General features: G+C 70.7%; 20 protein-coding genes and 1 pseudogene. 10 read left to right on the plus strand and 11 right to left on the minus strand.

Annotation, left to right across the window (positions count from 1 at the left end; all coding sequences use genetic code 11):
- Positions 1-71: 71 nt before the first annotated feature.
- On the minus strand, positions 72-923 hold the full coding sequence (locus OHB04_RS05455) for a LysR family transcriptional regulator (protein ID WP_326686541.1): 852 nt from the start codon (positions 921-923) through the stop codon (positions 72-74).
- A 252-nt stretch (positions 924-1,175) separates the two neighbouring features.
- Here OHB04_RS05455 and OHB04_RS05460 point away from each other — a divergent pair, with 252 nt between their 5' ends.
- The 3 genes from OHB04_RS05460 (at position 1,176) to OHB04_RS05470 (ending at position 3,718) form a co-directional block, all read left to right on the plus strand.
- The gene (locus OHB04_RS05460; RefSeq protein WP_326692597.1) at positions 1,176-2,282 is read left to right on the plus strand and encodes a YbfB/YjiJ family MFS transporter; all 1,107 of its coding nucleotides are present in this window, start codon (positions 1,176-1,178) and stop codon (positions 2,280-2,282) included.
- Between the two features lie 22 nt (positions 2,283-2,304).
- Positions 2,305-3,336 (plus strand): nitronate monooxygenase, encoded by a 1,032-nt coding sequence (locus OHB04_RS05465; RefSeq protein ID WP_326686542.1) that lies wholly within the window; start codon positions 2,305-2,307, stop codon positions 3,334-3,336.
- Between the two features lie 97 nt (positions 3,337-3,433).
- Positions 3,434-3,718, plus strand: coding sequence for an acylphosphatase (locus tag OHB04_RS05470; RefSeq protein WP_326692598.1), 285 nt, complete (start codon positions 3,434-3,436; stop codon positions 3,716-3,718).
- 179 nt (positions 3,719-3,897) lie between these two features.
- On the opposite strand, the gene OHB04_RS05475 is transcribed toward OHB04_RS05470, so the two are convergent.
- On the minus strand, positions 3,898-4,083 hold the full coding sequence (locus OHB04_RS05475) for a hypothetical protein (protein WP_326686543.1): 186 nt from the start codon (positions 4,081-4,083) through the stop codon (positions 3,898-3,900).
- A 311-nt stretch (positions 4,084-4,394) separates the two neighbouring features.
- On the opposite strand from OHB04_RS05475, the gene OHB04_RS05480 reads away from it, so the two are divergent.
- Positions 4,395-5,069: an AIM24 family protein gene (locus OHB04_RS05480; protein WP_326686544.1), complete on the plus strand. Its 675-nt coding sequence runs from the start codon at positions 4,395-4,397 to the stop codon at positions 5,067-5,069.
- 390 nt (positions 5,070-5,459) lie between these two features.
- Here the strand turns inward: OHB04_RS05480 and OHB04_RS05485 are convergent, their stop codons facing one another.
- Positions 5,460-6,626, minus strand: a complete 1,167-nt coding sequence (locus OHB04_RS05485) for an NAD(P)/FAD-dependent oxidoreductase (RefSeq protein ID WP_326686545.1) — start codon at positions 6,624-6,626, stop codon at positions 5,460-5,462.
- On the minus strand, positions 6,623-6,970 hold the full coding sequence (locus OHB04_RS05490; RefSeq protein ID WP_326806931.1) for a bifunctional 3-phenylpropionate/cinnamic acid dioxygenase ferredoxin subunit: 348 nt from the start codon (positions 6,968-6,970) through the stop codon (positions 6,623-6,625). The genes OHB04_RS05485 and OHB04_RS05490 overlap by 4 nt, the downstream gene beginning before the upstream one ends.
- A 254-nt stretch (positions 6,971-7,224) precedes the next feature.
- Between OHB04_RS05490 and OHB04_RS05495 the strand changes: the two genes are divergently transcribed.
- The 5 genes from OHB04_RS05495 (at position 7,225) to OHB04_RS05515 (ending at position 14,366) form a co-directional block, all read left to right on the plus strand.
- On the plus strand, positions 7,225-8,028 hold the full coding sequence (locus tag OHB04_RS05495; RefSeq protein ID WP_326686547.1) for an IclR family transcriptional regulator: 804 nt from the start codon (positions 7,225-7,227) through the stop codon (positions 8,026-8,028).
- 211 nt (positions 8,029-8,239) lie between these two features.
- The gene (locus OHB04_RS05500; protein ID WP_326686548.1) at positions 8,240-9,325 is read left to right on the plus strand and encodes an S-(hydroxymethyl)mycothiol dehydrogenase; all 1,086 of its coding nucleotides are present in this window, start codon (positions 8,240-8,242) and stop codon (positions 9,323-9,325) included.
- The gene (locus OHB04_RS05505; RefSeq protein WP_442814783.1) at positions 9,322-11,850 is read left to right on the plus strand and encodes a GcvT family protein; all 2,529 of its coding nucleotides are present in this window, start codon (positions 9,322-9,324) and stop codon (positions 11,848-11,850) included. Before OHB04_RS05500 ends, OHB04_RS05505 begins: the two co-directional genes overlap by 4 nt.
- Before the next feature lie 186 nt (positions 11,851-12,036).
- Positions 12,037-13,248 carry an N-methyl-L-tryptophan oxidase gene (gene solA / locus OHB04_RS05510; protein WP_326686549.1) on the plus strand — a complete coding sequence of 404 codons (1,212 nt, stop codon included), beginning with the start codon at positions 12,037-12,039 and terminating at the stop codon, positions 13,246-13,248.
- Positions 13,245-14,366 carry an aromatic ring-hydroxylating oxygenase subunit alpha gene (locus OHB04_RS05515; RefSeq protein WP_326806932.1) on the plus strand — a complete coding sequence of 374 codons (1,122 nt, stop codon included), beginning with the start codon at positions 13,245-13,247 and terminating at the stop codon, positions 14,364-14,366. The genes solA and OHB04_RS05515 overlap by 4 nt, the downstream gene beginning before the upstream one ends.
- A gap of 143 nt (positions 14,367-14,509) precedes the next feature.
- Here OHB04_RS05515 and OHB04_RS05520 read toward each other — a convergent pair whose 3' ends face one another.
- From OHB04_RS05520 to OHB04_RS05550, 6 genes and pseudogenes are all read right to left on the minus strand, one after another.
- A complete protein-coding gene (locus tag OHB04_RS05520; RefSeq protein WP_326806933.1) occupies positions 14,510-16,111 on the minus strand; it encodes a beta-N-acetylhexosaminidase in 1,602 nt (533 codons plus the stop codon).
- A 47-nt stretch (positions 16,112-16,158) separates the two neighbouring features.
- Positions 16,159-17,052, minus strand: a complete 894-nt coding sequence (locus OHB04_RS05525; RefSeq protein WP_405806603.1) for a carbohydrate ABC transporter permease — start codon at positions 17,050-17,052, stop codon at positions 16,159-16,161.
- On the minus strand, positions 17,049-17,930 hold the full coding sequence (locus OHB04_RS05530; RefSeq protein WP_405807605.1) for a carbohydrate ABC transporter permease: 882 nt from the start codon (positions 17,928-17,930) through the stop codon (positions 17,049-17,051). The genes OHB04_RS05525 and OHB04_RS05530 overlap by 4 nt, the downstream gene beginning before the upstream one ends.
- A gap of 99 nt (positions 17,931-18,029) precedes the next feature.
- On the minus strand, positions 18,030-19,340 hold the full coding sequence (locus tag OHB04_RS05535) for an extracellular solute-binding protein (RefSeq protein ID WP_326686552.1): 1,311 nt from the start codon (positions 19,338-19,340) through the stop codon (positions 18,030-18,032).
- A 432-nt stretch (positions 19,341-19,772) separates the two neighbouring features.
- A pseudogene (locus OHB04_RS05545) lies at positions 19,773-20,135 on the minus strand (hypothetical protein); the annotation flags it as partial.
- 76 nt (positions 20,136-20,211) lie between these two features.
- Complete coding sequence (locus OHB04_RS05550) at positions 20,212-20,886, minus strand: nucleoside/nucleotide kinase family protein (protein WP_326686553.1); 675 nt, start codon at positions 20,884-20,886, stop codon at positions 20,212-20,214.
- Positions 20,887-21,048: 162 nt separating this feature from the next.
- Here OHB04_RS05550 and OHB04_RS05555 point away from each other — a divergent pair, with 162 nt between their 5' ends.
- The gene (locus OHB04_RS05555; RefSeq protein ID WP_326806934.1) at positions 21,049-21,732 is read left to right on the plus strand and encodes an HAD family hydrolase; all 684 of its coding nucleotides are present in this window, start codon (positions 21,049-21,051) and stop codon (positions 21,730-21,732) included.
- 31 nt (positions 21,733-21,763) lie between these two features.
- Here the strand turns inward: OHB04_RS05555 and OHB04_RS05560 are convergent, their stop codons facing one another.
- A complete protein-coding gene (locus tag OHB04_RS05560; RefSeq protein ID WP_326806935.1) occupies positions 21,764-22,315 on the minus strand; it encodes a MarR family winged helix-turn-helix transcriptional regulator in 552 nt (183 codons plus the stop codon).
- Between the last annotated feature and the right edge of the window lie 43 nt (positions 22,316-22,358).

The raw sequence follows: 22,358 nt of genomic DNA on the forward strand, positions 1-22,358 counted from the left end.
GCCGGGGGGAAATGCCTGCCGCGACACATCCATGCGCGGCGGGCATGGCCGCTGGTGACCGGCCGGGCACGTCACTCGGACGCGCTCCGCAGGGCGGCGTCCAGGAAACGCCGGATCAGCGTCCGCTGGGCGTCGGGCAGATGGACGAGACGCACCGGGCTCGGGGGCGCGTTGGTGAGAGGGATGAAGCGCAGGGCCGGATGCTGCGTACGGCGCTCCGCGACCTCGGGGACGATGCCGATGCCCCGGCCCGCGGCCACCGTCTCCAGCCATTCGTCGTAGTTCGCCGTCTCGATGACCTGGGCCGGGCGCCGGCCGTCGGGCCACGACCCGGGGCCGGTGGTCCCACTGACGGTGTTGACGACCAGGGCCCAGTGCGGGACGTCGGCCCACTCCAGATGGGTGAAACGGGTCAGGTCGCTCTCGCGCGAGCAGACGGCGACCCGCGGCTCGTCGTACAGGCGCACCGTCCGCATCCCCGCGGGCACCTCGGCGTCCCCCCGGACGAGGGCGATGTCGACGGTGCGCTGCCGCAGGGCCTGGACCGGGTCGTCGGTGCGGCTCAGGCTGACCGAGGCGCCGGTGTCCTCCTCGAAGCGGCTGAACGTCCGCTGCGCCCAGGGGTCGGGCAGCAGCCAGCTGAAGCCGAACCGGAGGGCGCCGCGGTGCTGGACCACCTCCAGGGCGTCGTCCAGGGCGGCGAGGACCCGCTCGGCGTGGTCCAGGAACCGCGCGCCGGTCTCGGTCAGCTCGACGTGCCGGGAGGACCGGTCCAGGAGCAGGACGCTCAGTCTGTTCTCCAGCTGCGCGATCGTGCGGCTGAGCGCCGGCTGCGTGATCAGGAGTTCCTCGGCGGCCCGTGAGAAGGAGCGGTGGCGGGCGACGGAGCTGAAGGCCCGCAGATGGCGCAGTTCGATGTCCATGCCCGTAGCGGCCCTCACCGGCGTCCATGCGCGTCATGCATAGCGGCAGCCTAACGGGCATTTCTCAGGCGCGTACGGGCTGCCTAGCGTCGAAGGCGGCCACTGAACACCACCAGGAAGGTGACCACAGCCGTGCACGCGTCAGCCACGCCCCCGCCGCGTACGACATCTCCGAGGCCGATCACGCCCCCGCCGCGTACGACATCTCCGTGGCCGATCGTCGTCCACGGAGCGGCGGCGCTCGCCGCGAGCATGGGGGTCGGCAGGTTCGTCTACACCCCCATCCTGCCGCTGATGCGCGATCAGGCCGGGCTCTCCTCGGCGCTCGGGGCGAACCTGGCCACGGCCAACTTCATCGGCTACCTCCTCGGCGCCCTCATCGGGATCGCCGCCCCCGCCGTCGTACGGTCGGCGGCGGCGCTGCGCGGATCGCTCCTCGTGCTGGTCGGCACGCTGGCGCTGATGCCGGCCACGCACGACGGCGCCCTGTGGTTCGCACTGCGCCTCGTGGCGGGCGCGGCCAGCGCGCTGACCTTCGTGATCGCCGTCAGCGCCATGCTCACCGGCCTACGGGCACACGCCCACCACCTGGTCGGCTGGGCCTTCGGCGGGGTCGGCGCCGGCATCGCCCTGTCCGGCCTGCTGGTCGTCGCCGTGCAGGCGGCGTACACCTGGCAGGCGGCCTGGCTGACGTGCGCCGCCCTCGCCGCGGTGCTCGCCGCCCTCGCCTGGCCGATGGCCCCGCACCGGCATGCGAGCGAACACTCCGAAACGGACCGGCCGACCGACCGGCCGCGCACCCACCGCTGGTTCATCGCCCTGCTGGCCAGCTACACCTTCGAGGGGATCGGCTACATCATCGCCGGCACCTTCCTCGTCGCGGCCATCCAGGAAGGCGTTCCGGGCCGGCTCGGCGGCGGGGCGTGGATCGTCGTCGGCCTCGCCGCCCTGCCCTCCTGCGCCGTATGGACCCGACTGGCCCGCCGCTGGTCCCGGCCCGCCCTCCTGTTGACCGCGCTGAGCATCCAGGCCGTCGGCATCGCGCTGCCGGCCGTCGTCGGCGGCGCGATGCCCGCACTCGTCTCCGCTGTGCTGTTCGGCGCCACCTTCATGGGCGTCAGCACGATCGCCCTGTCGATCGGCACCCACCTGCGCGTGCCGCGCGCCGTGGCCCTGCTGACGGCCGGGTACAGCGCGGGCCAGATCCTCGGCCCGCTGCTCGCCGCGCCGCTGCTGAACCATGGCTACAACCAGGCCCTGCTGCTGGGCAGCGTCATGGTCGCCCTGGCCGGGGCCGCGGCGGCGGCCGTCTGCGTCCGCTTCCCGCACCACCTCGCCCCGGCGGCCCCGGCCGCCTGACCTCGCACCTCAAGGAGCGCTCATGAGCACACTGCTGACCGGTCTCGGCATCGACCGTCCGATCCTCGCCGCGCCGATGGCCGGCGGACCGAGCACGCCCGCCCTGGTCGCCGCCGCAGCCCGCGCGGGCGGACTGGGCTTCCTGGCCGGAGGGTACAAAAGCGCGCAGGCGCTGGCCGGGCAGATCCACGCCGTCGAAGCCGAGGGAGCCTCGTTCGGCGTCAATCTCTTCGTACGCAACCCCGTGCCCATCTCTCCCGAGGAGTACGGCCGTTACGCGCGTGAGCTGGGGGAAGAGGCCGGCCGCTACGGGCTGACCCTGCCCGACGCCGCACCGCTGGACGACGACGACCACTGGTCGGAGAAGATCGAACTGCTGAAGGCCCACCCCGTCCCCTGGGTGTCCTTCACCTTCGGCATCCCCGACGGCGACGTCATCACGAGCCTGCGCCGAGCCGGAACCACGGTCCTACAGTGCGTCACCACGGCGGACGAGGCACGGCGGGCCGCCGATGCCGGGGCCGACGCGCTGATCGTGCAGGCGCCGGCCGCCGGGGGCCACTCGGCCACGCTCACCCCCGACCGGCCGCTCGCCCCCGCCGCCCTGCCCGACCTAATCGCCGCGGTACGCCGCGCCACCGCCCTGCCGACCGTCGCCACCGGCGGGATCGCGGCCCCCACCGACGTGGCCGACGTCCTACGGGCCGGGGCGGACGCCGCCATGGTCGGCACCGCGCTGCTGCGCACCGACGAGAGCGGGGCCTCCGCACCCCACAAGGCGGCGCTGGCGGACCCCGCCTTCGACTCCACCGTCCTCACCCGCGCCTTCACGGGACGGCCGGCCCGTGCCTTGCGCAACCACTTCACCGACCGGTACTCCGATCGCGCCCCGGCCGGCTACCCGGCGCTGCACCACCTCACCAGCGGGCTCCGCAAGGCCGCCACCGCGGCGGGCGACACGCGCCTGATCCACCTGTGGGCCGGAACCGGCTACCGAGAGGCCAGGATCGAACCCGTATTCCGCACCGTCGAGCGGCTGACCAGCCGACTCTGACAAGCACGGTCCATACGGCCCACCCGGCGTGTCCGCCCCGCCGGGTGCGTCCTACGGGCCTGCTCCACCACCGTTCTCCTTCGAAGGGCTCCCCGTGCTGATCCGACGAAACGTCCACGTCCGCGGCCTCGTACAGGGCGTGTACTACCGCGACACCTGCCGCCGGCTGGCCCGCGAGGCGGGCGTGAACGGATGGGTCCGCAACCTTGACAACGGCGACGTGGAAGCCGTCTTCGAGGGCTCACCGGACGGCGTACAGCGCCTGGTGAGCTGGGCCGCCGAGGGGCCGGGCGCCGCCGAGGTGACCGAGTGCGCCGTGGCCGCCGAGGACCCCGAAGGCGATCGCGATTTCCGCGTCCTGGACGACGCTCCGGCCGCGTAGCGCGCATTGCTCGCTCGGCGCGAACCGGCACCGTCAGGACGTGTAGCGCCGTTCCAGCTCCTCGTACTCGGCGCGGCGGACCGGCCCACTGGTCAGCTCATCGCGCGGCAGCAGCGGCGGGGCTTCGTCGAGCCGAACGGCCCGCCGGACAACCGGCGGACCGTCACGGGAGATCGAGGCTAGGAAGCGATCTTCCAGTTGCCGACCTCGCGGTGGGCGGAGTCGTGGACGGCGGAGCCGTCGCCGGGCTTCAGGTCGTAGTGGTGGAGGTTGCCGCCCCAGTAGCGCAGGATGCGGCCGAGTTCGGTGACGGTCCGGTCTTTGTCCTGCGGGGTCTCGATGTCGACTTCGAGTACGAACTTCACTTCGGTCGCCTCCGGCGTGCGCGGGAAAGGGGATCGGTACACGGGAAAGGAGCGGCTGGTGGCGCTCCCCCCGACCAGTACCTTCTATCGTTTCATTGAACTTGCTGTGGAGACTTCGACGCCGACTTTGCGAGCACGGCGGGCAGTTGTGCGGTGAAAGCCTCAAACAGCTCTGCCGTCAACCGCGAGGCTCGACCGGGGTGGGGCAGGGCGGGGGCGGAGTGGGGGTGTGTCCGGAAGGCGGGCTGGATAGGGTGCCGTGAAGGCAGGTTTGGCCTTGTTGACGACCGAAGAAGACCGGGGGAGCACACATGCAGAGTGAACTTTTCGCCTCGAAGAACATGGCTCAGCCCAGCACCGCGCCGGGGATGGTGCTGCAGAACGACAAGTGCGTGAAGTACGCGGTGAACGGAGAGTGTTACGCGCGGCAGGGCGCGATGGTCGCCTTCCGCGGCGACCTGCGGTTCGAGAAGAAGGGCCAGGGGGTCGGCAACTTCCTCAAGCGGCAGGTGACCGGCGAGGGGCTCTCCCTCATGACGGTCAGCGGCCAGGGCGAGGCGTGGTTCGCGCACGAGGCGGCCAACTGCTTCATCGTGGACATCGCCCCTGGAGACTCCCTGACCATCAACGGCCGCAACGTCCTGTGCTTCGACGCGGGCCTCCACTACGACATCGGCGTCGTCAAGGGCGCGGGAATGAGCGGCGGCGGGCTGTTCAACAGCGTCTTCACCGGCCAGGGCCGGCTCGCGGTGATCTGCGAGGGCACGCCCATCGTCATCCCCGTCTCGGCGCAGGCCCCGGTGTTCGTGGACACGGACGCGGTGGTGGGCTGGAGCGCGCAGTTGCAGACCTCGCTGCACCGCTCCCAGAGCATCGGCTCGATGATCCGGGGCGGCTCCGGCGAGGCCGTGCAGCTGCGGCTGGACGGGGAGGGCTTCGTGATCATCCGCCCGAGCGAGGCCCAGCCGACGCCCGTCAGCAACTAGTGCCGTGACCGGCAATGTTTGCCCGGAAGGAGCGTCGTCCGGTGCGTGCGATCGCAAGGCGGCCGGAAGTCCTTGATTGGGGTCTCCCCTGCTCGAACGAAGTTGAGAGCTTGGGGAAGGAGCTACCAGGGCTTTTGGCCAACGCGGCTGGGGGCACCCCCTGCTCGGAGAGCTTGGGGGAGTGCGTGCCGGGCGGCGCGACGGGGCAAAGCTTGCCGGGAGGGGCACTAGCGAACAGACAGCGACCGGCAGGCAGGGGGCGGGCCCGGGGAGCCCGCCTCCTCATGGTGTCGTCACTCCCAACCCGGCCTGCCGCGCCAGGCCCCACACCCGGTACGGCTTCGGCGGGGTGCGGGGGGCGGCGGGGGCGGTGTCGCGGGGCCCGGTACGTCAGACCGTGGCCAGACCTCCGGTGCGGGACAGTTCGCGGCGCAGGCGCATGAAGGGGCGGGGGCGGTTGGCGGCGAGAACGGCGGTGGTGACGCCGTCGCGCTCGTAGACGGCGAGGAAGCTGCGGTCCTCGGGCGCGCCCTCGACCAGCCGTACGGTGTCGTCCGGCTCCCGGTGTCCGGCGAGCTGAAGGCGGATGCCGTACTGGTCGGACCAGAAGTACGGCAGGGCCGTGTAGGTCTCCACGGTGGACCCGGCCAGCAGGTTTCTCGCGGCGACGGCGGGCTGTTCCATGGCGCTGGTCCAGTGCTCGGCGCGGCGTCCCGCGCTGCGGGCGACGTCGCCGACGGCCACGACGCCGGGCACCGAGGTCATACCGCCCGCGTCGCAGACCACGCCGTCGTCCAGCGGGATGCCGGAGCCTTCCAGCCAGCCGGTGGCGGGGCGTACGCCGATTCCCACGACGACCACGTCGGCGGGCAGATGTCTGCCGTCGGCGAGTTCGACCCAGGCGACCCTGCCCTGTCCGTCGCCGTGCAGCCCGCGCACCCCGGTGCCGGTGAGCAGGGTGACGCCGTGGTCGGTGTGCAGGTCGGCGCAGAACGCGGCCATCCGGTCGCCGAGTTGGGGCAGCAGCGGTTGTTCGGCGGCCTCGACGACGGTGACGTGGTGACCGAGCGTGGCGCAGGAAGAGGCCACTTCGGCGCCGATGAAGCCGGCGCCGATGACCACGACCCGCACCTGTCCCCGGCTCAGCTCCTCGCGGAGCGCGGCGGCGTCGTCGAGGGTGCGCAGGGTGTGCACCCCGTCGAGCGGCTCGCCCGGCAGCGTGCGGGGCACCGCGCCGGTGGCCAGGACCACGCCGTCCGCGGACAGCCTGCGGCCGTCCGAGAGCAGCACGGTGCGCTCGGGTGGGTCGAGCCCCTCGGCCCGGGTGCCCAGCAGCCAGTCGGCGTCCAGCTCGCCGATCTCCTCCGCGTCGGCGAGCGCGAGCCGTTCGGCGGTGAGGGCGCCGGTGAGGAATTCCTTGGACAGGGGCGGGCGGTCGTAGGGGCGATGGTGCTCCTCCCCTACGATCACCAGCCTGCCGTCGTATCCCTGCGAGCGCAGCGACATGGCGGCGTACAGTCCGGCGAGGGAGGCGCCGATCACGGTGATGGTCCTCATGCGGCTGTCCCCTGTCCGGCCTCGGCGGCCTGTGCGGTTTCTTCGGAGGCGACGTGTACCCACACGGTGCCGTCGAGCACGCTCACCGGGTGGGTACGAAGTGCGCGGCGGGCCGGGAGGCAGGTGGGGCTGCCGTTGCGCAGGTCGAATGAAGCCGCGTGCAGCGGGCATTCGATCAAACAGCCTTCGAGCCAGCCCTCGGAGAGCGAAGCGTCCTGGTGGGTGCAGGTGTCATCGACGGCGTACAGCTCACCGTCGGCGTTGAAGATTGCGATGGGAGGGTCGAGGTCGAGACGGACGGACTCACCAGCGGGCAGGTCCTCAAGGCGGCAGACGGGTATCACTGTGAATCACCTCGCGAGCGGGTTCTGCTGGAACCCCGGCCCGTCGTGGCCGGAGTATGCCGGGAAGCACTTCGCTACCATCCGAGTTCCGTATCGCGCACGATGGAGCGTGATGCGCAACAGAATCCAAGCGGGGAGGCTTCACGTCAAGCACTCGCCGATGACCTCCATCGATACTCCGGGGAGGGCGACGCACAGCCGCGCACCACGAACCGGGAACCACGACCAGGCCAGCAGGCGGTGACGTTGAGCAGATGAGCGAAAAGACGGAGGACACGGGATCGGTAAAGCAGCCGAGAGCCGCGGCCGGATCGGTCCAATCGGTGGACAGGGCCGTCAGCGTGCTGGAGATTCTCGCCCGGCACGGCGAGGCCGGAGTGACCGACATCGCCGAGGAGTTGGGCGTCCACAAGTCGACGGCGTTCCGCCTGCTGGGCGTGCTGGAGTCCAGGGGGCTGGTCTCCCAGGAGCAGGACCGCGGGAAGTACTACCTGGGTCCCGGCGTGCTGCGGCTGGCGGGCGCCGCGGCCTCGCGGCTGGACATCTCACAGGAGGGCGCGCCCGTCTGCCGTGAGCTGGCCGAGGACGTGGGCGAGACGGCGAACATCGCCATCCTCGACGACGACGCGGCCGTCAACATCATGCAGGCGCGCGGCGCCTCGTCGGTGACGGCGCAGAACTGGCTGGGCCGGCGTACCCCGCTGCACGCCACCTCCAGCGGCAAGACGCTGCTGGCGCACCAGCCCAAGTCGTTGCAGGAGAGCGTGCTGTCGCGCAAGCTGCCGCGGCTGACCGACCACACCGTCACCTCACCCGCCGAGCTGCGCGAGGAGCTGAAGGGCGTGGCCAGGACCGGGTTCGCGGTGGCCAGGGACGAGCTGGAGATCGGGCTGCACGCGGTCGCGGCTCCGGTGCGCGCCCACGACGGCAAGGTGATCGGGGCGATCAGCGTCTCGGGGCCGTCCTACCGGCTGGAGGAGGAGCGCCTCCAGGAGGTCGCCAAGCGCACGATGGCGGCTGCGCAGGACCTCTCGCGCCGCATGGGCTACGCCTATTGACACCTGCGGCATCACTTCCTGACGGGGCGTCAATCGTGCTCCGACCACCGACAAGTGCGGGTCCGGCCACGGCCGGACCCGCACTTCGCATTTCTGACGCCCCGTCATGAATCGCTGATCCACAACTCTTGACGCGGCCCGTCCGGCATTCTCAATATGTTCCTCATAGCGCAACCAGTCGTGCACTACGCAACAACTGCGAGGTCTGGGAATGCCACACGAGGTCCGCGCTGTCGTCACGATGAAGAAGGACGCCCCCGCTGAGGTGCAGACGGTCCTGGTACCGGACCCCGGCCCCGGCGAAGTCCTCGTATCCGTCCAGGCATGCGGCGTATGCCATACCGATCTGCACTACCGGGAAGGCGCTGTCAGCGACGAATTCCCGTTCCTGCTCGGCCACGAGGCCGCGGGCACCGTGGAGTCCACGGGCCCCGGCGTCACGGATCTGCGTCCCGGCGACCTCGTCGTGCTCGCCTGGCGCTCCCCCTGCGGCAGGTGCCGCGCCTGCCGCAAGGGCCGGCCGTGGTACTGCTTCGACTCCCGCAACGCCCGCCAGCCCATGACCCTGCTGGACGGCACCCCGCTGACCCCCGCGCTCGGCATCGGCGCCTTCGCCGAGAAGACGCTGGTCGACGCGGGCCAGGCCATCAAGATCGATCCCGCGGCGCGGCCCGAGGCCGCCGGGCTCATCGGCTGCGGCGTCATGGCCGGGTGGGGGGCCGCCGTGCACACCGGCGGCGTCTCCAACGGCGACACCGTCGCGGTCATCGGCTGCGGGGGTGTCGGCAACGCCGCCATCGCCGCCGCGTCACTCGCCGGAGCCCGCCGGGTGATCGCCGTGGACATCGACGACTCCAAGCTCGACACCGCAAGCCGCTTCGGCGCCACGCACAGCGTCAACTCGCGCGGCACCGACCCCGTCGAGGCCGTACGCCAGCTCACCGGCGGCCACGGCGCCGACCTGGTCATCGAGGCGGTCGGCCGCCCCGAGACCTACCTCCAGGGCTTCGCCATGCGCGACCTGGCGGGCGTCCTCGTGCAGGCCGGCGTGCCCGCACCCGGCGTCCGGATCGAGCTTCCGCTCCAGGAGCTGTTCTCCCGGGGCGGAGCCCTCAAGTCCTCCTGGTACGGGGACTGTCTGCCCAGCCGTGACTTCCCCGTACTGATCGACCTGTATCTCAGCGGCAAGCTCGACCTGGGCGCCTTCGTCACCGAGACGATCGCGCTGGACGAGGTCGAGATCGCCTTCGAGCGGATGCTGCGCGGCAAGGTCCTGCGATCGGTGGTGGTCCTGTGAACACTGTCCCTGCCGGTTCCGCGACCGGGGAGATCCCGTCCGCGGAACGGCGTACCGAGCGCGTCGTGATCATCGGCGCGGGAATCGTCGGCTGTGCGCTGGCCGACGAACTCACAGCGCGTGGCTGGAGCGACGTCACCGTCCTCGAACAGGGCCCGCTCGCCTCCCCCGGCGGGTCCACCTCCCACGCGCCGGGGCTGGTCTTCCGCACCAGCCCCTCCAAGACACTGACGGCCTACGCGGCCTACACCGTCGAGAAGTTCAGCTCGCTGCGGGTCGACGGGCGCTCCTGCTTCCTGCCGGTGGGCGGCCTGGAGGTCGCCGCGAGCGAGGAGCGCTGGCTGGACCTGCACCGCAAGGCCGGACTCGCCGCCTCCTGGGGCGTCCAGGGTGAACTGGTCGGCCCTGCTCGGTGCGCGGAGCTGTTCCCGATGCTCGACCCCGAGCGGGTGCTGGGCGGCTTCCACACCCCCGGCGACGGGCTGGCCCGTGCCGTACTGGCCTGCCACGCGCAGACAGCCCGCGCCCAGCGGCGCGGCGCCCGCTTCCTGGACCGGCACACCGTCACCGGCATCGAACGCGACGGCGGCCGGGTCACCGGCGTCGTCACCGACCGGGGCACCTTCCCCGCCGACCACGTCGTCTCGGCGGCCGGTTTCTGGGGCCCGGTCATCGGTGCCATGGCGGGCGTGGACGTCCCCCTGCTGCCCCTGGCCCACCAGTACGCGAAGACCGCACCGCTGCCGTCCCTGGCCGGATCCGGTGCGCGGGGCGGCGGCGGCCCGCACGGCGCCGAGGCCGTCCGGCCCATACTCCGCCACCAGGACCACGACCTCTACTACCGCGAACACCTCGACCCCTCGGGCGGCGCGGGCCGTATCGGCATCGGCACCTACGCGCACCGTCCCCTGCCGGTGGACCCCTACGCCGTGCCCGCCTACGACGAGGCACCCGTGATGCCCTCCTCGCTGCCCTTCACCGAGGAGGACTTCGCCCCCAGCTGGGCGGAGACCGGCCGCATGCTGCCCCAGCTGGCCGCCTCCCGGGTGGGCGAGGGCTTCAACGGCGTCTTCTCCTTCACCCCCGACGGCATGCCGCTGCTGGGTGAGTCCCGTGCGCTGCGGGGCTTCTGGCTCGCAGAGGCCGTGTGGGTCACCCACTCCGCCGGTGCCGCGCGCGCCGTGGCGGAGTGGATGACCGACGGCCGCACCAGCGTCGACGCGCACGAGTGCGACCTGCACCGCTTCGAGAAGGCCCAGCGCTCCCCCGCGTATGTGCGCGACCGCGGCGAGCGCGGCTTCGTCGAGGTCTACGACGTCATCCACCCCCTCCAGCCCCCCGAGCGGCCCCGGCCGCTGCGCACCAGCCCCTTCTACCCGCGCGAGCGCGAACTGGGCGCCTACTTCCTGGAGTCCGGCGGCTGGGAGCGCCCGCACTGGTACGAGGCGAACGCGCCCCTCGTACGGGACCTGGGCATTCAGGTGCCCGAGCGGGACGCCTGGACCGCACAGCACTGGTCGCCGATCGCCGCCGCCGAGGCGAAGGTCACCCGCGAGAAGGTCGCGCTCTACGACATGACACCGCTGCGCAGGCTGGAGGTCACCGGCCCCGGGTCGCTCGACTTCCTCCAGCGCATGACCAGCAACAACCTCAACAAGCGGGTCGGCGCCGTCACCTACACCCTGCTCCTGGACGAGACCGGCGGCATCCGCAGCGATCTGACGGCTGCCCGGCTCGGCCCCGACCGCTGGCAGCTCGGCGCCAACACCCCCGCCGACCTCGACTGGCTCATCCGCCGCGCTCCCGAGGGCGTACAGGTACGGGACATCACCTCCGGCACCTGCTGCGTCGGCGTCTGGGGCCCGCTCGCCCGCGAGCTCGTCCAGCCGCTGACACCCGCCGACTTCTCCCACGGGGCCTTCGGCTACTTCAAGGCCCGCGAGACCTACATCGGCCACGTCCCCGTCACCGCGCTGCGCCTGAGCTATGTGGGCGAGCTGGGCTGGGAGCTGTACGCCGACGCCGATGTGGGGCTGCGGCTGTGGGACACCCTGTGGGAGGCCGGGCAGCGGCTCGGGGTCATCGCGGCCGGGCGCTCCGCCTTCAACAGCCTCCGGCTGGAGAAGGGGTATCGCGCCTGGGGTACCGACATGAGCGCCGAACACACCCCGGAAGAGGCGGGAGTCGGCTTCGCCGTACGGCCCGCCAAGGGCGACTTCACCGGGCGCGAAGCGCTCGCCGCGCTCGACGCTCCCGCGCGGCGGCTGGTGTGCCTCACCCTCGACGACCCGGCGGCGGTCGTCATGGGCAGCGAACCCGTCCATGTCGACGGCGTCCCCGCCGGGTATGTGACCAGTGCGTCCTACGGGTACAGCGTGGGGCGGTGTGTGGCCTACGCGTGGGTCCCCGCGGGGGCGGCTTCCCCCGGGACACCGGTGCATGTGGAGTACTTCGGCGAGAAGGTCTCCGCGACGGTTGCGGCTGAGCCGCTTTTTGATCCTGAGATGGCCCGGATCCGCTGCTGAGCGCTCCGCGGGAAGTGCTGGGCGCTCCGCGGGAAGTGCCGGGCGCTCCGCGGGAAGTGCCGGGGGTCGTCGTTCGGCTGCGACCGGGTCGAGGCTGGTCGCTCCCACGCGGCGGAGCCGCATATGGCACAGCCCCGCGCCCCTTCGGGGCACGAAGGGTCCGGGGCCGGAAACAGGGAGGCTCGCATGAAGACGAACCGCGACATCATCGTCATCGGCCTCGGCGGCATGGGAAGTGCCGCCGCCTACCACCTCGCGGCCCGCGGCCACCGCGTGCTCGGCCTGGAGCGCTTCGGGCCCGCCCACAACCGGGGTTCGAGCCACGGCGGCTCCCGCATCACCCGCCAGTCCTACTTCGAAGATCCCGCCTACGTTCCTCTCCTCCTGCGTTCCTACGAGCTGTTCGAGAAGCTGGAGCGCGACACCGGCCGCGACATCGCCACCCTGTGCGGCGGCGTCATGCTGGGCCGCCCCGACAGCCGTACCGTCGCGGGCAGCCTGCGCTCGGCCCGGCAGTGGGGGCTCCCCCACGAACTGCTGGATGCCAAGGAGGTGCGCCGCCGCTTCCCGACGCTGACGCCGGGCGACGACGAGGTCGCGCTGTATGAGGAGCGGGCCGGCTTCGTACGGCCCGAGGCGACGGTCACGGCGCATGTGCGGCTCGCGCTCCAGGCGGGCGCCGAGCTGCGGTTCGAGGAGCCGGTGACCCGATGGGAGGTGCTGCCCGGCGGCAAGGGCGTACGCGTACACACGGCCGACGACGTCTACACGGCCGGGCATCTGGTGGTGTGCCCGGGTGCCTGGGCACCGCGGCTGCTGGCGGATCTCGGCGTCAGCTTCACCATCGAGCGGCAGATCATGTACTGGTTCCATCCGCGCGGCGGCACCGTGCCGTTCGAGCCGGGGCGGCATCCCATCTACATCTGGGAGGACGCCGAGGGCGTCCAGATCTACGGCTTTCCCGCCATCGAGGGCCCGGACGGCGGCGCGAAGGCCGCCTTCTTCCGCAAGGCCGGCGACTGCGATCCCGAGACCATCGACCGCACCGTCCACGACGAGGAGACCGCCGCGATGGCCGCGCAGTTGGCACCCCGGCTGCCCCAGCTTCCCGGCAGCCTGCGCAAGGCTGTGACCTGCATGTATACGACGACACCCGACGAACACTTCGTGCTGGCCCGGCACCCGGGGCACCCGGAGGCGGTGACCGTGGCGTGCGGGTTCTCCGGGCACGGCTTCAAGTTCGTCCCCGTGATCGGCGAGATCGTCGCCGACCTGGCGCTCAACGGCACCACCGAGCACCCCATCGCCCTGTTCGACCCGCTCAGGCGGTTCGGCACACCCGGTCAGTCCGACCCGCTCAGCCAGTCCGCGACTCCCGAGGGAGATACCACGACATGACGACCGCCGTCGGCAGTCTGCTGGCGACCCTGCCAGGACACCGCTACACCGATCCGGAGACCTTCCGGCGAGAGCAGGAGCGCATCTTCGAGACCGACTGGTACTGCGCCGTCCGCGCGGCCGACCTGGACAAGCCGGGCGCCTACCGCACCGTCCAGGTGGGCCGGGAGAGCGTGCTGGTGACCCGCAACCGGCGAGGCGAGCTGCGGGCCTTCTTGAACGTGTGCCGGCACCGGGGCGCCCGGCTGTGCACGGCGGAGTCGGGCGAGGTGCGGCGCAGCCTCCAGTGTCCGTACCACGCCTGGACGTACGACCTGGACGGCAAGCTGACGGCAGCGCCGAACCTGACGCGGATGCCGGATGTGGACCGCGCCCAGTACGGGCTGCACACCGTGCACCTGCGCGAGTGGCTGGGCTACGCCTGGGTGTGCCTGGCCGGTGAGCCGCCCTCGTTCGAGGAGACGGTGATGGGCGACGTGGCCGACCGGCTGGGCGGCACGGACGTCATCGGGCACTACGGCATCGAGGCGCTGGCGCTGGGCAAGCGGCACGTCTACGACGTCGCGGCCAACTGGAAGCTGATCATCGAGAACTTCATGGAGTGCTATCACTGCGCCACCATCCATCCCGAACTGACCGAGGTGCTGCCGGAGTTCGCCGACGGGTTCGCCGCCCAGTACTACGTCGGGCACGGGCCGGAGTTCGCCACCGAGGCGGAGGGCTTCACCGTCGACGGCAGCGCGGGCTTCGAGCGGCTGCCGGGCGTGCCCGACACACACGACCGCCGCTACTACGCCATCACCATCCGCCCGCAGGTCTTCGTCAATCTGGTGCCCGACCATGTGATCGTGCACCGGATGTTCCCGATGGCCGAGGACCGTACGGTCGTGGAGTGCGACTGGCTCTACGCGCCGGAGGTCGTCGCGGCGGGCGCCGATGTCTCACATTCGGTGGAGCTGTTCCACCGCGTCAACCTCCAGGACTTCGACGCCTGTGAGCGCACCCAGCCGGCCATGGCCTCCCGCGCCTACCGGGACGGCGGGGTGCTGGTGCCCAGCGAGCACCACATCGGCGAGTTCCACGAGTGGGTCACGGCCCGGCTCACCGAGGAGAGCTGAGCCGGGCCCGATGCCGGCCCCCGGCAACAGCCACCACCTGGCTCCCGCCTTTCCCGGCCGTGCCCCCTGGGGCACGGCCGGCATGTCGCGGGCCTGGCAGCGGGGTCGAGCGCGACCACGTCCCCGGCTACTTGCGCTACGGGTCAGCGCGGGCGGCCGGGGATGCCGGGGCGGCGCTGCCAGGGGCGAGGGCCGGAGGGTGGGCGGTAGTCGACGCCCATGGCATCCAGGCGGGCGTAGTGGGCCTCTTCGAGACGGCGCTCGAAGTCGGCGAAGTCCCGCTCCGCGGCGGGTTCCAGCTGCGACCACGCCACCTCGGCGACCGCGGCCAGCCGGGGAAAGACCTGGTAGTCCACGCGCTGCGGGCTCTCGGTGCACTCGCTCCACAGGTTGGCCTGGATACCGAGGACGTGCCGCGCCTGGGGCGTGTCCGCCAACTCGGGCGGCAGCGGCTCGAAGTGGTAGACGTCCCGCAGGGTCTGGACGTACCCGAGCGGCATCGGCTCGTCCTCGCCCCCGTCCTGACGGCGGTCCAGATACAGCTCGTGTTCGGGACACATCACCACGTCGTGGCCGGCGCGAGCCGCGGTGACCCCACCGTCGTAGCCGCGCCAGGACGAGACGGCGGCGCCCTCGGTGAGGCTGCCGCCCGGAAAGCCGTCCTCCAGTACACCGCCCTCCAGGATCTCGTCCCAGCCGATGAGCCGCCGCCCGCGCGCGGCGAGCCAGCGGTCGAAGTGCCGTGTGAACCAGCCCTGTAGGGCGTCCTCACCGGACAGCCCCTCGGCGGTGATACGGGCCTGCGCCGTGGCCGATTCGCGCCACTGGTCCTTCTTGCACTCGTCCCCGCCGACGTGGATGAACGGTGCGGGGAACAGGTCGAGGACTTCCTCCAGCACCTCCTCGTAGAAGCGGAGGGTGGCATCGGACGGCGACAGCAGATGGAGGTTCATTCCCCAGTGGCCCGGCACCTCCAGCTCTGTCGTATCCGCCACATCGGTGCAGCCCAGCTCGGGGTAGGCGGCGAGAGCGGCCGACGAATGGCCCGGGACATCGATCTCGGGTACGACGGTGATGTGCCGCTCGGCGGCGTAGTCGACGATCTCGCGGATGTCGTCGTGGGTGTAGTAGCCCCCGTGCGGACGGGCGTCCCAGAGCGTGGAGGCACGGTGTCCGATCTGTGTACCGGTGCGCCACGCGCCGACCTCGGTCAGCCGGGGGTGACGCGCGATCTCCAGACGCCAGCCCTGGTCGTCCGTCAGGTGGAAGTGCAGCACGTTCAGCTTGTGCGCGGCGAGCTGGTCGATGACGCGCAGCACGCCGTCCTTGGGCATGAAGTGCCGGGCGACATCCAGCATGAAGCCCCGCCAGGCGAAGCGGGGTTCATCGCCGATGTGGGTGGGGGCGAGGCGCCAGGGGCCCCAGGCTCCGGCCCGCCGGTAGGCGCGGGGCGGCAGCAGTTGGCGCAGGGTCTGGGCTGCCCAGAAGACCCCGGCCGCGCTGCCGCCCGTGAGGTGAATACGGTCGGCGGTGACGTCGAGCCGGTACGCCTCGGGGGCCAGGCCGTCGTCAAGGCTCAGCTCAACGGCGCCCCCGCCGCCTTCTTCCCGTGGCGCCCAGCCCTGGAGCCAGTCGGCGACTCCTTCGGTGCCGGGAGCGGCCCGCAGCACAGTGCCGCTCCCCCATACGAACTCCTCGCCGTCCTCGCTCACTTCGCTGACGACACGCGGAATCACCGCACTCATACCCCGCCCCTGCCTTCCGTTTCCACCGGCACTCGCCCTTCGGCCCTTCAGTCCTTGACCGCTCCGCCGAGCCCCGACACCAGCCTGCGGTGCACGGCGATGAAGAAGATCAGCACCGGCAGCGTCATCACCGTCGAGGCCGCCATCACGCCGCCCCAGTCGGGGGTTTCCTCGTCGAAGAAGACCAGGAGTGCCATCGGCAGCGTCTGGTTCTCGGTCGCGCTGATGATGAAGGTCTGCGCGAACAGGAAGTCGTTCCAGGTCGCGATGAACGAGAAGACGCTCGTGGCGACGAGCCCAGGCAGTACCAGGGGGAAGAGGATCTGCCACAGGAAGCGCTTCCTGCTCGCGCCGTCGAGGTACGCCTGCTCCTCCAGCGAGTCCGGCACCGCGCGTACGAACCCCCGCAGCATCCAGATGGCGAAGGGCAGCGAGAAGGCGATGTGCGGCAGGATCAGCGAGCCCAGGGAATTGAGCGTGCCGAAGTCCCGCATCAGGAAGAACATCGGGATGGTCAGCGCCTCGATCGGCACCATCTGGGCGGCCAGGAAGAGGATCAGCAGCGTCGTGCGCAGGCGGAAGCGGAACCGCGTCACAGCTGTCGCGGCGAGAAAGGCGATCAGCGCGGAGGCGACGACCACGCACAGCGCCACGATCACACTGTTGGCGAAGTACCGCCCCAGCTCCTCCTGTTCGAAGACCCGCCGGAAGGAGTCCAGCGTGGGCTTCAGCGTCCACGGCATCGGCCGTTCGGACTGCACCTCGTCCGAGGGCTTGAAGGCGGACAAGATCATCCAATACAGCGGAAAGGCCACCAGCAGCCCGATCAGTACGGCTGCGCACTCCGCCACCAGTCGCCAGGGCTTCCGCACCCGGCGCCGCCGAGCGGGTGCGGCCCGCCGCGCGCCCCGCTGTTCCACACTGCTCACGACGGTGCTCACAGCTCCTCTCCCTTCCGGCGCAGCAGCCACAGATAAACAAGTGTGAACACGAAGAGGAGCAGCAGCATCACCACTCCGATCGCGGATCCGAGGCTGTACTCGGAAGAAGCAAAGGCCTTTTGATATGCGTACACGTTCAGCACCATGTTCTGGCCCGCGATGCCGCCGCCGCCCGTCATCACATAGATCTGGGTGAAGACCTTGAAGTCCCAGATGATCGACTGAATGGTGACCACGATGAGAATCGGCCGCAGCAGCGGAGCCATCACGCTGCGCCAGATCCGCCAGGTGCCGGCGCCGTCCAGCGAGGCGGCCTCCAGCAGCTCCTGCGGAATGGCTCGGATTCCCGCGTAGACGGTCACCATCACCAGCGGGAAGGAGCACCAGACCACTTCGAAGAGGACGAGTGCGAACGAGCTGTAGCGGCCATAGGTCCAGGCGAAGTCACCCAGCCCCAGCACCTTGTTGACGGGCCCGAAGTCGGGATCGAAGAGGAAGACCCACACCGTGGACCCGGTGATTCCCGGGGTGGCCCAGGCGCCGATCGCGGCCACCATCAGCACCAGCCGGGGGAAGGCCCGTATCCGGCTGAGCAGTACGGCCAGGGAGCAGCCCATCAGCACCGTGCCCAGCACGCAGGCCGCGGCGAAGAGGACGGTGGCCACCAGGACATCCCAGAACTCGCCGTCGGCGAACAGCTCGGCGTAATTCGCGAATCCCTGCCAGGTGGCGGGCTCGCCGCCGCTCACCTGGGCCTGCCTGTACTCCATCATGGAGATCAGGCCGAGCTGGTAAATGGGATAGACGAGCAGCCCCGCCAGCACCACCAGGGCCGGGGCGAGGTAGATCCAGGGCGTCCTGCGGGGGTAGCGGCGCAGCGGTGGCCGCCGCCGGTTCGCCCGTTTCCCGGGCGGAACCCCGGGCTGGTGGTCCACGGCCGGAACGGCGGCGGTCACTTGACTCACTTGCGCTTTACCTCACTGGTTCTTGCTGAATATCTTGTTCATCTTTTTCTCTGCGTCGCCCGCGGCTGCCCCCACCTTCTTCTTGTTGGTGATGACTTCCTGGAACATCGTGGGAAGCACCAGCGAGGCGTCGATCTCATTCCAGCCGGGGCTGACGGGAACAAAGCGCGTCTTGGCATCCAGAGTCTTCGCGAAGGGCTCGAAGAAGGGCTTTCCCCTGGTGGCCTTGTCCCGGACATCGGAGAAGGTCGGCAGGAAGCCCATGGCCTTGTGCATCTCTCCCTGGGTGCGCTTCCCCGCAAATTCCTTCATCAGGCCGACGGACAGAGTCCGGTGCGAACTGGACTTCATCACACCGATGTTGTTGCCCCCGGCGAAGGCGGGCGCGATCGATCCCTTTTTCTTGCCGGGCAGCGGAACGACCCCGTACTTGCCCTTTACCTTGCCGTCGTCCATCACCTGACGGCTGAAGTCACCGCCGACGACCATCCCGGCCTTGCCGTTCGCGAACGCGTCGGTGGCCTCGGTCCCGTCCCACTTGGCGCACTTACGGGCGGGGCAGTTGTCGTCCTTGAAGAGGGAGCTGTACTCCTCGATTCCCTTGCGCGCCGCCTCGCTGTTGATGGTCGAGTCGTAGGTCTTCGCGCCCACTCTCGCCATATCGCCGCCGTTCGCCCAGACATACGGCATCGCGACGAACGTATTGGCACCACCCACGGCCATCCCGTACATGTCGGGCTTGGCGGACCTGACCTTCTTCGCGGTCTCGCGGACCTCTGCGAGTGTCTTGGGCGGCTTGAGGCCCAGCTCCTTGAAGACGTCGGTGCGGTAGTAGAGCGCCCTGACACCGACGTAGAACGGGGCGCCGTACAGCTTGTCGTCCACCGTCACGGACTCCTTGGCCGTGGCGTCGGTGTCGACGATGGAGGTCCAGCGCTCAACCTCCCAACTCACGTCCTCAAGCGCGCCGTCCTTGACATATCCGGCCGTGTCCGTATTGCCGTACTCGATCACATCGGGCGCCGACTCGGGGTCGTTGAGAGCGCCTTTCAGCTTCGCGGCGCGGGTCTCCGCCGCGATATACCGCACGTCGACCTTGACGTCGTCGTGCTTCTTCTCGAAGCGGTCGACGGCGCGGGCGATGACCTTTTGCTTGGGTTTGTTGTTGAGCTCCTTGAAGAGCCAGACACGCACCGTACCGGTCTTCTCGTCCTTCCCCGACCCACCGTCCGAGGACTTCGGGGCGCAGCCGACAGCCAGCAGACTCGCCAGCCCCAATGCCGCAGTTAAGGCAGACAGCCGCCGCCACACAGGCGCGTTCATGATGTGACCTCCTGCCTCGTATGCCGCGAAGTGCGCAACATAAGTATCGTGTTGAACAAGGTGTGCAGGAGGCTACGAGAGCAACTCCGCCGCCCACAATAGCCGTTGACCATTCCGTGACCCCACTCCCCGAGGTCCTGTGCCAAAACTCCGGGGAGCGTCACGTTCGCCCGATCGGATCGCGTAGGACGTGGGCGGATGCCGGAATTGGGGGGCTGTGCGGGGCCGACTGCCTGCCGAGCAGCCCTTATTCGCCCTCGGCCGTGAATCGGCGTATCCATTTGTGCGCCGTGGTGTGCGATATGCCTATCTCGGCCGGAACCTGTGCGACTGTCCGGCCGGAACAGAGAGTGGTCGGCCAGTGGCTGTCCGCCTTGATCGGCCAGTCGGGCATTACGGGTGCCTCTATGGCTTTCATCAAGACGGAGTGGGTCATGCCGAGGCGGGTTCGAAAGCCCGGATCTTGTGGAAAGTGCCGTCGCGGAACATCGCGAACAGCACGCTGCCGCGGTGGCGGGCAAGGCGGCGGAGAGCTTGCGTATGAATCTTTCTGTGGTCTCTACCTTTGTCGTAATAGGTACGGGAGGAAGAATCGTGCAGGGCGGCGAACGCGGACAGGATCACGGCCCGTTAATCTGTCTGTTTCCGCCTCGGGGCGCGGTGTTCACCATGGATCAAGGTGCCGGGGATTTCGTCGTCGAGGATGCCCGTGCCCGGGGCCGCGACGGTCTGTTCTTCGAGCGCGCCGAAGACGTCGCCGGCCAGCCGCGCCGCCATGCGCGGGGCGGAGTGTCTTGGGGAGTGTCTTGACTTGGGCCCCGGGCCCCGCTGACCCGTCCGCAGCCCGCGCGGATGCGGGAGCGGGCTCGGGTCAGCGGTCGGTCTCGTGCGGCCGGACGAGCAGGTCGGCTTGGGCACGAGTGCGGGCGATGCGGACGGCGTTGGCCTGGTCGGGACCGTGGGCCCAGGCGCGGGCGCGCTCCGGCGGCTTGCCGTAGGCGATGTGGCGCTCGACCAGGCGGCTGAGCCGCACGTCCTCCCCGGGCTCGACGTACCAGACCTCGTCCAGGAGCGGACGCACCCGCGACCAGGGCCCCTCGTCCAGCAGCAGGTAGTTGCCCTCGGTGATCACCAGGGAGGTGTCCGGGCCGAGGGCGATCTCGGCGGCCAGCGACTCCTCGAACTCGCGGTGGAAGCGCGGCGCGTACACCGTCTCGCCGGTGGCCGCCGCCTCGTGGAGGCGGGCCAGCAGCGCCGCGTAGCCCGCGGCGTCGAAGGTGTCGGGGGCACCCTTGCGGTCGCGGCGGCCCAGCGCGGTCAATACCTCGTTGGACAGGTGGAAGCCGTCCATGGGCAGCAGGCCCGTACCGGGGCCCAGCTCGCTCACCAGTGCGTGGGCCAGCGTGCTCTTGCCGGCGCCGGGGGCTCCCGTGATGCCGAGGACCGCGCGGCCCGGCCGGTCCCGCAGGGCGCGGGCCCGGCCGAGGAGCGCGCCCGGCGCGGCCTCGGCGGGTGGTTCGGGTGGTTCAGGTGCGTGGTCGGGCATCGGTGCAGGTTAGCCGTCCTGCCGCTCGCGCACTTCGCTGCGGAGGTTCGCGGTCGAGTGGGACCGGGGGCTCGTGGCCGGCCGGTGCGGGGGCGTGGTTGAGTGGCGGGCGTCAGCACGCCAACGGCGGCAGCACGCCCCGCACCATCCGGAGTCACCCCCATGAGCAGCACACCTCGCCCGGCCCCGGCCCAGGCCCTCGCCGAGGCGAAGCTGGTGGTCTTCGACTGTGACGGGGTGCTGGTCGACACCGAGCGGATCGGACCCGAGGTGGTCGCGGCGATGACGACCGAGGTGGGCTGGCCCCTCACCCCGGACGACGTACGCGAGCTGTTCCTCGGCACCCCCGAGCCGTATCTGCTCGCGGAGGTACGGGCGCACTCCACGGTGCCCGTCGACGAGAGCTGGCTGGCCGACTACCGCGCGCGGGTCGCCGCCGCGTTCGACGCCGCGCCGCACACGATGCCCGGTGTCCCCGCGCTGCTGGACGCGCTCGACGCACGCGGCCTGCCGTACTGCGTCGCCTCCAGCGGCAGCCACAGCCGCATCCGCCACTCCTTGACGGCCACCGGCTTGTGGGAGCGCTTCGCGGGGCGGGTCTTCAGTGCCGAGGACGTGGCGCACGGGAAGCCCGCTCCCGATCTGTTCCTGTACGCGGCGGCCGAGTGCGGCACCGCACCGTCGCGCTGCCTGGTCATCGAGGACAGCCCGGCCGGGGTGCGGGCCGCGCTGGCAGCCGGCATGCCCGCTCTCGGCTACACGGGCGGGCCCACCCCCGCCGACTGGCTGGCCGACGCCACCCACGGCGTCACCGACGATCTGCGCGCCCTGATTCCGCAGGGCTGACCCTCCGGCCCGCTCCTTCGGGCGCCCCGGCTCAGGAGGACGCTTCGGATTCCTCGGCCCCGGCCCCGGCCCCGCTCTCGGCCCCGGCCCCCGCCTCGCTCTCGGTCTCGGGGACCAGCACGTCGCGGGGCAGGGCGTGCAGCGTGCGCAGTGCGCGGAGGAAGCCCTCCCGGTCCGCCGGGGTCAGCCGCTCCAGCAGGCGCTCCTCGCGCTGCTGGATGTCGCGCCGGGCCGCGTCGCGCAGCCGCCGTCCGGCAGGGGTCATGGAGAGCAGCCGTACCCTGCGGTCGTCCGGGTCGGCGCGGCGTTCGATCAGTCCGCGCTCCTGGAGGCCGTCGAGCACACCGATGATGCGGGTCTTGTCCGCGCCGACGGCCCGTGCCAACGCGTTCTGGCTGCGCACCGGGTCCTCGTCCAGCCGGGAGAGCACCACATACGCCCACATCGTCAACCCGTGCTCGCGCAGCACCGGTTGTTCGGCCGCCATCAGGGCGCGCCCCAACGGCACCATCATCGCCGCGAGGTCCGGCCGCCGCTCACCGTCGTGTGCCGCGCCCTCCCGCGCGATCCTCTCCTCCGTCATGGCCTCAAGGTACGCCGGATCAGAAAATACGCGTGGACTTACG

It is taken from the genome of Streptomyces sp. NBC_01775 (genome assembly GCF_035917675.1).
Lineage (GTDB): Bacteria > Actinomycetota > Actinomycetes > Streptomycetales > Streptomycetaceae > Streptomyces.